This window comes from Streptomyces sp. SudanB52_2052, assembly GCF_964272415.1.
In the GTDB taxonomy this organism is placed as follows: domain Bacteria; phylum Actinomycetota; class Actinomycetes; order Streptomycetales; family Streptomycetaceae; genus Streptomyces; species Streptomyces olindensis.
Genome location: NZ_OZ186796.1, coordinates 3,783,283 through 3,795,628 on the forward strand (window position 1 = coordinate 3,783,283; position 12,346 = coordinate 3,795,628).

The following is a 12,346-nucleotide window of genomic DNA, read 5'->3' on the forward strand; positions in this document are numbered from 1 at the left end:
GGACTAACCCAGCCCTCCCGGTGTCGGCCTGCTCCGGGACAGCTCTCCCGGTGCTTCGACCGGTCGCGCCCCCGACCGCTCCAGCACGTCGACGACCGTCCGCGCCCGCAGCGGGTCCACGGGCAGCGCGTGCCGCGCGAACCAACGGGCCGCTTCCGGGGCCGGTGAGGGGTCGGTGAACTCCGCGCCCGCGTAGTCGTCCAGGGGCGGGTCGTAGAGGTAGCCGACGACCACGCCCCGCCGGGCCAGGGCCGCCATGGCCGCGTCCCGGTCCGCCACGAACAGCGGGACGCGGAACAGCGGTTGCGTCCCGTCGGCCGCGCGGGGCTTGGCCCAGGGCGTGGACAGCAACAGCTCCGTGCCCGCCCGGCAGGCGTCGAGCACGTCGTCCAGCCCGTCGAGTTTGTGGCCGATGCGCCGCAGCCGCAGCAGGCCGGACTCCTGGCGGTAGTCGTGCATGTCGACGCGCACCCACGGGTGGTGGGCTTCGAGTCCCGGCGCCCGGCGGGCGGCCCGCGCGAGTTCGTCCGGGCGCAGCGGCATCCGGATCTCCTCGCGGTCCGCCAGCCCCAGCAGCCGGACCGCCGCCCAGGCGGCGCGCCGCAGCCGCAGCCCCCGCACCGCCGCCTCCGCGTACGGCCGGACCGCAAAGGCCAGTTCGGAGCTCAGCCGACGCGGAGTGAGCAACCCCGCGCAGGTCCGCTCCACCGCGTCCCGCAGCCCCGGGTCGGCGAGGGACAGCATGCCGCCGGCCTTGGCGCCCACGTGCTTGGACAGGCTGAACACGGAGGCCTCACCCCACGCCCCGACCGGCCGGTCCCCCACCCGGCTGCCGATCGCGTGCGCCGCGTCCTCGAACAGCGGGATCCCCAGCGCGTCGCACTTCTGCCGCAGGCGCGGCGCCGGATCCGGGTTCCCGTACAGGTTCGTCGTGAGCACGGCCGACACCGAGCCCCATGTCTCCTCGGGCACGGCATCGATGTCGATGGACGCGTCGAGCGGGTTCAACGGCGCCTGCACCGGGCGCAGTCCGGCCGCGAGCACGACGAAGAAGATCACGTCGTCGTTGACCGGCGACATCAGTACCCGGCCGCCCGGCGGGCACCAGTGGCGCAACGCCACGTACAGCCCGAGACGGCACGACGGTACGTACACACATTCCCGGCCGAGCCGGGCGCGCATGGCCTCTTCCAGCCGCTTCGGCTGTACACCACGCCGCACCGAACCCGGACCGGCCTCCCCAATGGCCATCCGCCCCCCTGGTGTGCCGTCGGAACGCCCCCTCCCCGAGGCCTTCCGGCACCCGCCCAGAGTCGCCCCGTTCGCACCGCTCCGTCAAGATTGCGTCGCGTCCTGTGGATAACTTCCGGCACGTACGCATGTGCGGTCCCGCCCGCCGCGCCGGACGGGGTCGTGCGGGCCCGTCCGACCGCACCCCGGCCCACCTGCCCCGTTCGCCCGTCCGAGCCTCCTCGGACTCTGCCCTCGACCCCCGTGTCACCCGTAACGTGTGGCACGACCACGAACACGTGGCGACGACACGGCACACCCGAAAGCGAGGCAGCACCCGATGCCCCCCTTCGATGTCCCCGAGGGCGATCCCTTCGGTCCGCACAACCTGCCGTACGGCGTGTTCTCCCTGCCCGGCTCCTCCCACCGGACCGTGGGCGTCCGGCTCGGCGACCACGTCCTGGACGCCGGCGCGGCGGCCCACGCCCTCGGCTCCCCGTACGCCTCCCTGCTGGCCCGCCCGTCCCTCAACCCGCTGCTGGCCGCGGGCCGCACGGCCTGGTCGGACGTGCGCCGGGCGCTGACGGCCTGGGTGACCGTGCCGTCCCACCGCGAGACCGTCGAGCCGCTGTTCCACCCCCTCTCCGACGTGACCCTGCACCTGCCGTTCGAGGTCGCGGACTACGTCGACTTCTACGCCTCCGAGAACCACGCCCGGAACGTCGGGCAGATCTTCCGGCCCGACGCCGAGGACTCCCTCACCCCCAACTGGAAGCACCTGCCGATCGGCTACCACGGCCGCTCCGGCACGGTCGTCGTCTCGGGCACGGACGTCGTACGCCCCTCGGGCCAGCGCAAGGCGCCCACCGACGCCGCTCCCGTCTTCGGCCCGTCCGCGCGCCTGGACATCGAGGCGGAGGTCGGCTTCGTCGTCGGCGTGCCGTCCCGGATGGGTGAGCCGGTGGCCCTCGCCGACTTCCGCGAGCACGTCTTCGGGCTGTGCCTGCTGAACGACTGGTCCGCCCGCGACATCCAGGCCTGGGAGTACGTCCCCCTCGGCCCGTTCCTCGGCAAGTCCTTCGCCACGTCCGTGTCGGCGTGGATCACCCCGCTGGACGCCCTGGAGGAGTCCCGGGTGGCCCCGCCGGCCCGGACGCACGAGCTGCTGCCCTACCTCGACGACGCCGACGAGGAACCCGGCGGCTACGACCTGCGGATCAGCGTCGCCGTCAACGGCCACCTCGTCTCCGAGCCGCCCTTCGCCACCATGTACTGGACGGCCGCCCAGCAGTTGGCCCACATGACCGTGAACGGTGCTTCCCTGCGCACCGGCGACCTGTACGGCTCCGGCACCGTGAGCGGCCCGGCGGACCGGGAGCGCGGCTCCCTGCTGGAACTGACCTGGAACGGCCGCGACCCGCTCGAACTCCCCGACGGCAAGCGGACGTTCCTGGAGGACGGCGACGTGGTGACCCTCTCGGCCTGGGCGCCGGGGCCGGACGGCGTCCGGGTCGGGCTGGGCGAGGTGACGGGGCGGGTGGTCGGCGGCTGACCCCTGCGGACGGGGCGGGTGGTCGGCGGCTGACCCCTGCGGACGGCCTGGGCCGGTCCGCGATCGGCCCTCCCGGCCCTTCCGTTGACGTCCGATCCCTGACGCACACCGCCCGGGCCCGTCATACTGGGCGACGGGCGGTGTGCCCGCACGCGCGTGGTGCACGGCATGTCGGCCGCGTTCGTCGCGATCACGGGTGCGCACAGCAGCCGGATCTGCGGTGAGCACGGCGACCACGTCACCGGTGCGCACGCAGCCGCAGCACGCGCGCACGGCGACCGCCCTCCCCCGCACGACCCGTAGCCGCCCCTCTTCCGACCAGGAACCGGAGCCCGTGGCAATGACCGTCTGCCTGCTCCTGCTGAGTGTTGTCGCCGTGACGGCCGCCGTACCCGTGCCCCGTGCACTGACCCGGGCCACCTGGCCCGAGCGGGAACCGGTGGTCGCACTGTGGGTGTGGCAGTGCCTGGTCGCCACGGTCCTGCTGTGCTGCGTGACGGCGCTCTCCCTGGGCGCCGCCGCCGTCTTCGGCACCGTCCGCGCCCAGCTCTTCGCCCCGGCGCCGCCCGCGGTCACCGCGGCGTACGACCTGTCCACCGCCCCGCCGTGGGCCGCCGCCCTCACCCTGCTGCTGGCCTGCGGCGCCGCCTGGACGACCGCGATGCTCGCGCGGGAACTCGTCGAGGCCCGCAGGCGCCGCGCCCAGGCCCGCGCCCACCTGCGCGAACGCGCCCCCGACCTGCCGGCCGGCCTGCCCGCCGCCAAGGGTCCCCTGCTGGTCCTGGAGGACGAGTACCCCGACGCCTGGTGGATGCCGGGCAGCCCGCCCCAGCTGATCGTCACCACGGGCGCCCTGCACCGCCTCACCGGCCACCAGCTCGACGCCGTCCTCACCCACGAGCGCGGCCACGCCCGCGCCCGCCACGACTGGTTGCTGCACCTGTCCACCGCCCTGGCCACCGGATTCCCCCGCATCCCGCTGTTCGCCCACTTCTGCGACCAGACCCACCGCCTGGTCGAACTCGCCGCCGACGACACGGCCTCCCGCCGCTGCGGCCACCTGACCACGGCCCTGGCCCTGATCGAGCTCAACCAGCACCGCGGCGTCCTGTCCTGCGCCTCCAGCCACCGTCTGCTGGGCGAGCGGGTCGACCGGCTCCTGGAACCGCCGCCCCGGCTGGGCCGCCGGCACCGGGCCCTGACGACCACGACGGCCGCGCTCGTACCGCTGGTGCCGCTGCTGATCGCGTTCGCGCCGGGGCTGACGGCGTTGTCCTAGCTGCCCTAGCGCTGCCCTAGGCGTGTCCTAGCGATGACCGGCCGCGGGCATCACCCGAGACACCGCCGCGGGCATGACCCGAGACACGGCCGCAGGCATGGCCGCCGCCGGAGACACGACCAGGGGCATGGCCGGGCAGGCGGCCCCTATATCCAGTCCTCGGGCTCCGGCTCGGCGTCCAGTTCCGGCCAGTCGTCCGGCCCGACCGTGTCCTGGCCGGGTGCCTGTCCCGGAGCCGGGTCGGCCGCCGCGGTCGCACCGGCCGGTCCCCCCAGGGACGCGAGCACCTCCAGCACGCCCTCCCCGTACGTCGCGAGCTTCTTCTCGCCCACCCCGCTGATCCCGCCCAGCTCGCGCACCGACGTCGGCCACACCGTGGCGATCTCCCTGAGGGTGGCGTCGTGGAAGATGACGTAGGCCGGGACGCCCTGCTCGCGGGCCTGTTCGGCGCGCCAGGTGCGCAGGGCCTCGAACGCCGGCAGCAGTTCCTCGGGCAGCTCGGCCGCGGCCGTCCTGGCCTTGCGCTCGCTCCGCCCCGAGCCGGAGGACGACGAGGAGCCCGACCGGGAGGCCACCGGCTTCTTCGGCTCCTTGCGCAGCGGCACCTCGCGCTCCCGCCGCAGGACCGACCCGCTGGCCTCGGTCAGCACCAGCGTGCCGTACTCGCCCTCCACGGCGAGCAGCCCCTGGGCCAGCAACTGCCGGATGACGCCCCGCCATTCGCCCTCGGACAGGTCGTCGCCGATGCCGAACACGGACAGCTGGTCGTGGTCGAACTGGATGACCTTGCCGGTGCGCTTGCCCAGCAGGATGTCGACGATCTGCACCGCGCCGAACTTCTGCCCGCGCTCCCGCTGCAGCCGTACCACCGTCGACAGCACCTTCTGCGCCGCGATCGTGCCGTCCCAGGTCTCCGGCGGGGTCAGACACGTGTCGCAGTTGCCGCAGCCGTCCGGGTCCGGGTCCTGGCCGAAGTAGGCGAGGAGCTGGCCCCGGCGGCACTGCGCCGTCTCGCACAGCGCCAGCATGGAGTCCAGGTGGGCCTGGGCCCGTCTCCGGAAGGCCTCGTCGCCCTCCCCGGACTGGATCAGCTTGCGCTGCTGGATGACGTCGTTCAGCCCGTAGGCCATCCAGGCCGTCGACGGCAGCCCGTCCCGGCCGGCCCGGCCCGTCTCCTGGTAGTAGCCCTCGACCGACTTGGGCAGGTCGAGGTGGGCGACGAAGCGGACGTCCGGCTTGTCGATGCCCATGCCGAAGGCGATGGTCGCCACCACGACCAGGCCGTCCTCCCGCAGGAAGCGGGACTGGTGGGCCGCGCGCGTGCCCGCGTCCAGGCCCGCGTGGTAGGGCACCGCCTCGATGCCGTTGCGGCTGAGGAACTCGGCGGTCTTCTCGACCGAGTTGCGCGACAGGCAGTAGACGATGCCCGCGTCGCCCGCGTGCTCCTCGCGCAGGAAGGCCAGCAGTTGCTTCTTCGGGTCGGCCTTGGGCACGATCCGGTACTGGATGTTGGGCCGGTCGAAGCTCGCCACGAAGTGGCGGGCGGACGGCATGTTCAGCCGCTCGGTGATCTCCCGGTGCGTCGCGCGCGTGGCCGTCGCCGTGAGCGCGATGCGCGGTACGTCCGGCCAGCGCTCGCCGAGCAGGGACAGCGCCAGGTAGTCGGGGCGGAAGTCGTGGCCCCACTGGGAGACGCAGTGCGCCTCGTCGATGGCGAAGACGGAGATCTTGCCGCGCGAGAGCAGGTCGAGCGTGTTCTCCAGCCGCAGCCGCTCCGGCGCCAGGTACAGCAGGTCCAGCTCGCCGGCGAGGAACTCGGCCTCCACCATCCGGCGCTCGTCGAAGTCCTGCGTGGAGTTCATGAACCCCGCCCGCACGCCCAGCGCCCGCAGCGCGTCCACCTGGTCCTGCATCAGGGCGATGAGCGGCGAGACGACCACGCCCGTACCGGGCCTGACCAGGGACGGGATCTGGTAGCACAGTGACTTGCCGCCGCCGGTCGGCATGAGGACGACGGCGTCGCCGCCCGCGACCACATGCTCGATGACCGCTTCCTGTTCGCCGCGGAAGGCCTCGTAGCCGAACACCCGGTGCAGCGCGGCCAGCGCCTCGCTCGCGTCGGCCCCGAGGGGCCCGGCGAGGCCGCTGCCCGCACCGGTCCCGGTCCCGGTCACCGCGTCCAGTTCCGTCATCACACTCGTCCCGCCCGTAGCGCCCATCGTTCCGTCCCCCGTGCGTCGCGCCTCGACCACTGCGTCCACCATAGGGGCCCGCACCGACAGCCCCGGAGTTATCCACAGGCAGCCCCGAACGCCTACGTCAAGGACACGACAGTCGTTCACACGTTCGCGGGAGACCCCGTCCGTTTCCGCCCGATAGTCTGAAAGACCCGGCGAGACTCCGTCCCATGGGAGCACTGATGAGCGTCGCACCGAAGGCGTCCACGCCGACCTGGCCGACCCCGCCGGAAGGCGGCTGGACCGCCGACGACCTGGACCGCCTCCCGAATCTGCCTCCGCACACGGAACTGATCGACGGGAGCCTCGTCTTCGTGAGTCCGCAGACTCTTTTCCACTCGCGCGCTGTGAGCTTCTTCGAATGGCAGCTCCAGTCCCTCGCCCCCGCGGAATACGAGGTCATTCGCGAGTTCACCATCGACATCGACCGCCAGAACCGGCCCGAGCCGGATGTGATCGTGGTACGCGGCGACGTGGTGGAAGATCCTGAGCAGACTCGGTATCCAGCGGAGTCCGTCCTGCTCGCCATCGAGGTTGTCTCGGCGGACTCCGTCTCCCGGGACCGCGAGACCAAGCCGCTGAAGTACGCCCGGGCCGGTATCCCCCACTACTGGCGCGTGGAGAACGAGAAGGGCCTCGCCGCCGTGCACGCCTTCGAGCTGGAGCCCACCACCGGTGCGTACACCAGCACCGGGATCTTCCGTGAGCGGATGAAGGTCAGCGCCCCGTTCCCCGTGGATCTGGATCTCACCGGCATCAAACCGCGCCGCAAGAGCGGCGAGTAACCGCCACGACGCACAGGACAGCGACCCGGCACCCCCTGAGGGGAACCGGGCCGCTGTCTCGCGCCGAGCGGAGCGTCAGCGGACGAACACGCCCGCCTGCCCCGCCAGGTCCAGGAAGTACTGCGGCGCCACGCCGAGCACCAGCGTGACCGCCACACCGACGCCGATCGCCGTCATGGTCAGCGGCGACGGCACGGCCACCGTCGGGCCCTCGGGCCGCGGCTCGCTGAAGAACATCAGCACGATGACACGGATGTAGAAGAACGCCGCGATCGCCGACGAGATGACGCCGATGACGACCAGCGGGGCCGCCCCGCCCTCCGCCGCCGCCTTGAACACGGCGAACTTCCCGGCGAAGCCGGACGTCAGCGGGATGCCCGCGAAGGCCAGCAGGAACACCGCGAACACGGCCGCCACCAGCGGGGACCTGCGTCCGAGCCCCGCCCACTTGGACAGGTGCGTCGCCTCGCCGCCCGCGTCACGCACGAGCGTGACCACCGCGAAGGCGCCGATCGTCACGAACGAGTAGGCCGCCAGGTAGAACAGCACCGACGAGACGCCGTCCGGCGTGGTCGCGATGACACCCGCGAGGATGAACCCGGCGTGCGCGATCGACGAGTACGCCAGCAGCCGCTTGATGTCGGTCTGCGTGATCGCGACGATCGCACCGCCCAGCATGGTGACGATGGCCACGGCCCACATCACCGGCCGCCAGTCCCAGCGCAGGCCGGGCAGGACGACGTAGAGCACCCGCAGCAGCGCGCCGAACGCCGCCACCTTCGTCGCCGCCGCCATGAACCCCGTCACCGGGGTCGGCGCGCCCTGGTACACGTCCGGCGTCCACATGTGGAACGGGACCGCGCCCACCTTGAACAGCAGGCCCATCACCAGCAGCGCGGCGCCGACCAGCAGCAGCGCGTCGTTGCCCATGGTGTCGGCGAGCGCCGGGTTGACGTCCTGGACGGTGCCCTCGACGACCTGCGCGATCGTCGCGTACGACATCGACCCCGCGTAGCCGTAGAGCATCGCGATGCCGAACAGGGTGAACGCGGAGGCGAAGGCGCCGAGCAGGAAGTACTTGACCGCCGCCTCCTGCGACATGAGCCGCTTGCGGCGGGCCAGCGCGCACAGCAGGTACAGCGGGAGGGAGAAGACCTCCAGGGCCACGAACAGCGTCAGCAGGTCGTTGGCCGCCGGGAAGATCAGCATGCCGGCGACGGCGAACAGCAGCAGCGGGAAAACCTCGGTGGTGGTGAACCCGGCCTTGACCGCGGCCTTCTCGCTCTCGCTGCCCGGCACGGACGCGGCCTGCGCGGCGAAGGAGTCGACCCGGTTGCCGTGCACCACCGGGTCGAGGCGCCGCTCGGCGAAGGTGAACAGGCCGACCAGGGCCGCCAGCAGGATCGTGCCCTGCAGGAAGAGGGCCGGTCCGTCGACCGCGATGGCGCCCATCGCGGCGATGCGTGCCTTGGTCGTGCCGTACCCGTCGGCCGCGAGGGCGACGACCGCGGCGAAGGCGGCCGCGAGCGCGACGACGGACACGAACATCTGAACGTGGTAACGCGATTTCCGCGGTACGAACGCCTCGATCAGGATCCCGAGGATCGCCGCACCGACGACGATCAGGGTGGGCGCCATCTGTCCGTACTCGAACGTCGGCGCGTCGATCTTGGTGATCGGTTCGGCCGCGGTTGTCCACAGGCTGTGGACGGCTGTTGCGCTCACTTGGCCGCCTCCACCTCGGGCTGGGGGTCCTTCTTCTGTACGTCGGACATGGTCTGCTTGACCGCCGGGTCGATGATCTGCGTGACGGGCTTCGGGTAGACGCCCAGGAAGATCAGCAGGACGACCAGCGGGGCGACCACCACGAGTTCCCGCACCCTGAGGTCCGGCATCGCGCTCACCTCAGGTTTCACCGGGCCTGTCATCGTCCGCTGGTAGAGGACGAGGGTGTAGAGCGCGGCGAGGACGATGCCGAAGGTGGCGATGATGCCGATCACCGGGTAGCGCGTGAACGTGCCGACCAGGACCAGGAACTCACTCACGAACGGCGCCAGTCCCGGCAGCGAGAGCGTCGCGAGGCTGCCGATCAGGAACGTGCCGGCGAGCACCGGGGCGACCTTCTGCACTCCGCCGTAGTCGGCGATGAGCCGCGAGCCGCGCCGGGAGATCAGGAAGCCCGCGACCAGCATCAGCGCGGCCGTCGAGATGCCGTGGTTGATCATGTAGAGCGTCGCGCCGGACTGGCCCTGGCTGGTCATCGCGAAGATGCCCATGATGATGAAGCCGAAGTGGGAGATCGACGCGTAGGCCACCAGCCGCTTGATGTCGCGCTGGCCGACCGCGAGCAGCGCCCCGTAGATGATGCTGATCAGCGCCAGGACGAGGATCGCGGGCGTCGCCCACTTGCTGGCCTCCGGGAAGAGCTGGAGGCAGAAGCGGAGCATCGCGAAGGTGCCGACCTTGTCGACGACCGCCGTGATGAGGACCGCCACGGGAGCCGTCGACTCCTGCATCGCGTTGGGCAGCCAGGTGTGCAGCGGCCACAGCGGCGCCTTCACCGCGAAGGCGAAGAAGAAGCCGAGGAACAGCCACCGCTCGGTGTTGGTCGCCATGTCCAGCGAGCCGTTGGCCCGGGCCTCGGCGATCTCCTGGAGCGAGAAGTTCCCGGCGACCACGTACAGGCCGATCACCGCGGCCAGCATGATCAGACCGCCGACCAGGTTGTAGAGGAGGAACTTCACCGCGGCGTACGAGCGTTGCGTCGCCGCCGCCTTCTCGCCGTGCTCGTGGGCACGGTCCCCGAAGCCGCCGATGAGGAAGTACATCGGGATGAGCATGGCTTCGAAGAAGATGTAGAAGAGGAAGACGTCGGTGGCCTCGAAGGAGAGGATCACCATCGCCTCGACGGCCAGGATCAGGGCGAAGAAGCCCTGCGTCGGCCGCCACCGGCTGCTGCCGGTCTCCAGGGGGTCGGCGTCGTGCCAGCCCGCGAGGATGATGAACGGGATCAGCAGCGCCGTGAGCCCGATCAGCGCCACCCCGGTGCCGTCCACGCCCAGTTCGTAGCGGACGCCGAAGTCGGCGATCCAGGCGTGGGACTCGGTGAGCTGGTAGCGGTCGCCGTCCGGGTCGAAGCGGACCAGGACGACGATCGCCAGGACGAGCGTGGCGAGCGAGAAGAGCAGCGCCAGCCACTTGGCGGCGGTGCGCTTCGCGGCCGGTACGGCGGCCGTGGCGATCGCCCCGACGGCCGGGAGCGCCGCTGTCGCTGTCAGCAGAGGAAAGGACATCGGTATCAGACCGCCCTCATCAGCAGGGTCGCGGCGACGATGACCGCCGCGCCGCCGAACATCGAGACCGCGTAGGAGCGGGCGAAGCCGTTCTGCAGCCTGCGCATCCGCCCGGAGAGGCCGCCGACCGAGGCCGCCGTGCCGTTGACGACGCCGTCGACCAGGGTGTGGTCGACGTAGACCAGGGACCGCGTGAGGTGCTCGCCGCCGCGGACCAGCACCACGTGGTTGAAGTCGTCCTGGAGCAGGTCGCGGCGGGCGGCCCGGGTGAGCAGCGAGCCGCGCGGGGCGACGGCCGGGACCGGGCGGCGGCCGTACTGCGACCAGGCGAGGGCGACGCCGAGGACCATGACGGCGACCGTGGACAGCGTGACCGTGAGCGCGCTGACCGGCGGGTGCCCGTGGTCGTGTCCCGTGATGGGCTCCAGCCAGTGCATGAAGCGGTCGCCGATGCTGAAGAACGCGCCGCCCGCCACCGATCCCACGGCCAGCACGATCATCGGGATCGTCATGACCTTGGGCGACTCGTGCGGGTGCGGCGGGGTGTACTCGCCGCGTGTCTCGGCGGCGGGCTCCACGTCCGGCTCGGCCGGGGACGGCGTCGGGGCGTTGCGCCAACGCTCCTCGCCGAAGAACGTCATCAGCATCACGCGCGTCATGTAGTACGCGGTGATGGCCGCGCCGAGCAGGGCGCAGGCGCCGAGGATCCATCCCTCGGTGCCGCCCTTGGCGAACGCCGCCTCGATGATCTTGTCCTTGGAGAAGAAGCCGGACAGGCCCGGGAAGCCGATGATCGCGAGGTAGCCGAGGCCGAAGGTGACGAAGGTGACCGGCATGTACTTCCTGAGGCCGCCGTACCTCCGCATGTCCACCTCGTCGTTCATGCCGTGCATGACCGAACCGGCGCCGAGGAACAGCCCGGCCTTGAAGAAGCCGTGCGTCACCAGGTGCATGATCGCGAAGACGTAGCCGATGGGGCCGAGGCCCGCGGCGAGGATCATGTAGCCGATCTGCGACATGGTCGAGCCGGCCAGGGCCTTCTTGATGTCGTCCTTCGCGCAACCGACGATCGCACCGAACAGGAGCGTGACCGCGCCGACGATCGTGACGACCAGCTGTGCGTCCGGGGCGCCGTTGAAGATGGCCCCGGAGCGGACGATCAGGTAGACGCCCGCCGTCACCATCGTCGCGGCGTGGATGAGGGCCGAGACCGGAGTCGGACCTTCCATCGCGTCCCCGAGCCAGGACTGCAGCGGCACCTGGGCGGACTTGCCGCAGGCGGCGAGCAGCAGCATCAGGGCGATCGCGGTCAGCTTGTCCTCACCGGCGGCACCGGCGAGCCCGGCCTCCTCGTGGCTGCCGAGCACCGGCCCGAAGGCGAAGGTGCCGAACCACAGGAACATCAGCATGATCGCGATGGACAGGCCCATGTCGCCGACGCGGTTGACCAGGAAGGCCTTCTTCGCGGCCGTGGCGGCGCTGGGCTTGTGCTGCCAGAAGCCGATCAGCAGGTAGGAGGCGAGACCGACGCCCTCCCAGCCGACGTACAGCAGCAGGTAGTTGTCGGCGAGGACCAGGATCAGCATCGCCGCGAGGAACAGGTTCAGGTAGCCGAAGAAGCGGCGGCGGCGCTCGTCGTGCTCCATGTACCCGACGGAGTACAGGTGGATCAGCGATCCGACGCCCGTGATCAGCAGCACGAACGTCATGGACAGCTGGTCGAGTCGGAAGGCGACGTCCGCCTGGAAGCCCTCGACGGGGATCCAGCTGAACAGGTGCTGTCCCATGACGCGGTGTTCGGCGTCCTGGCCGAGCATGTCGGTGAACAGCACCAGGCCGAGCACGAAGGAGACGGCCGCGAGCAGCGTGCCGATCCAGTGGCCGACGGCGTCCAGCCGGCGTCCGCCGCACAGCAGGACCGCCGCTCCGAGCAGGGGCGCCGCCACCAGCAGCGCAATCAGGTTCTCCAC

Annotated in this window: 9 protein-coding genes; 4 read left to right on the forward strand and 5 right to left on the reverse strand. The window is 71.4% G+C overall.

Annotation, left to right across the window (positions count from 1 at the left end):
* Positions 1-3: 3 nt before the first annotated feature.
* On the reverse strand, positions 4-1,251 hold the full coding sequence (locus tag ACSUPV_RS16670) for a DegT/DnrJ/EryC1/StrS family aminotransferase (protein ID WP_436947747.1): 1,248 nt from the start codon (positions 1,249-1,251) through the stop codon (positions 4-6).
* Between the two features lie 319 nt (positions 1,252-1,570).
* Between ACSUPV_RS16670 and fahA the strand changes: the two genes are divergently transcribed.
* The 3 genes from fahA (at position 1,571) to ACSUPV_RS16685 (ending at position 4,061) form a co-directional block, all read left to right on the forward strand.
* Positions 1,571-2,782 (forward strand): fumarylacetoacetase, encoded by a 1,212-nt coding sequence (gene fahA, locus ACSUPV_RS16675; RefSeq protein WP_436947748.1) that lies wholly within the window; start codon positions 1,571-1,573, stop codon positions 2,780-2,782.
* A 168-nt stretch (positions 2,783-2,950) separates the two neighbouring features.
* Positions 2,951-3,085 (forward strand): hypothetical protein, encoded by a 135-nt coding sequence (locus ACSUPV_RS16680; RefSeq protein WP_436947749.1) that lies wholly within the window; start codon positions 2,951-2,953, stop codon positions 3,083-3,085.
* Between the two features lie 37 nt (positions 3,086-3,122).
* Positions 3,123-4,061, forward strand: coding sequence for a M56 family metallopeptidase (locus tag ACSUPV_RS16685; protein ID WP_359784914.1), 939 nt, complete (start codon positions 3,123-3,125; stop codon positions 4,059-4,061).
* A 146-nt stretch (positions 4,062-4,207) separates the two neighbouring features.
* Here ACSUPV_RS16685 and recQ read toward each other — a convergent pair whose 3' ends face one another.
* Positions 4,208-6,280 carry a DNA helicase RecQ gene (gene recQ, locus ACSUPV_RS16690; protein ID WP_436947750.1) on the reverse strand — a complete coding sequence of 691 codons (2,073 nt, stop codon included), beginning with the start codon at positions 6,278-6,280 and terminating at the stop codon, positions 4,208-4,210.
* 200 nt (positions 6,281-6,480) lie between these two features.
* Here recQ and ACSUPV_RS16695 point away from each other — a divergent pair, with 200 nt between their 5' ends.
* Positions 6,481-7,083 (forward strand): Uma2 family endonuclease, encoded by a 603-nt coding sequence (locus tag ACSUPV_RS16695; protein WP_359784769.1) that lies wholly within the window; start codon positions 6,481-6,483, stop codon positions 7,081-7,083.
* Between the two features lie 75 nt (positions 7,084-7,158).
* Here ACSUPV_RS16695 and nuoN read toward each other — a convergent pair whose 3' ends face one another.
* The 3 genes from nuoN to nuoL are packed head-to-tail and all read right to left on the reverse strand — an operon-like array spanning position 7,159 to position 12,346.
* Positions 7,159-8,808 carry an NADH-quinone oxidoreductase subunit NuoN gene (gene nuoN, locus ACSUPV_RS16700; RefSeq protein ID WP_037763540.1) on the reverse strand — a complete coding sequence of 550 codons (1,650 nt, stop codon included), beginning with the start codon at positions 8,806-8,808 and terminating at the stop codon, positions 7,159-7,161.
* Positions 8,805-10,376: an NADH-quinone oxidoreductase subunit M gene (locus ACSUPV_RS16705; protein WP_436947751.1), complete on the reverse strand. Its 1,572-nt coding sequence runs from the start codon at positions 10,374-10,376 to the stop codon at positions 8,805-8,807. The genes nuoN and ACSUPV_RS16705 overlap by 4 nt, the downstream gene beginning before the upstream one ends.
* Positions 10,377-10,381: 5 nt before the next feature.
* Positions 10,382-12,346, reverse strand: coding sequence for an NADH-quinone oxidoreductase subunit L (nuoL, locus tag ACSUPV_RS16710; protein WP_359784766.1), 1,965 nt, complete (start codon positions 12,344-12,346; stop codon positions 10,382-10,384).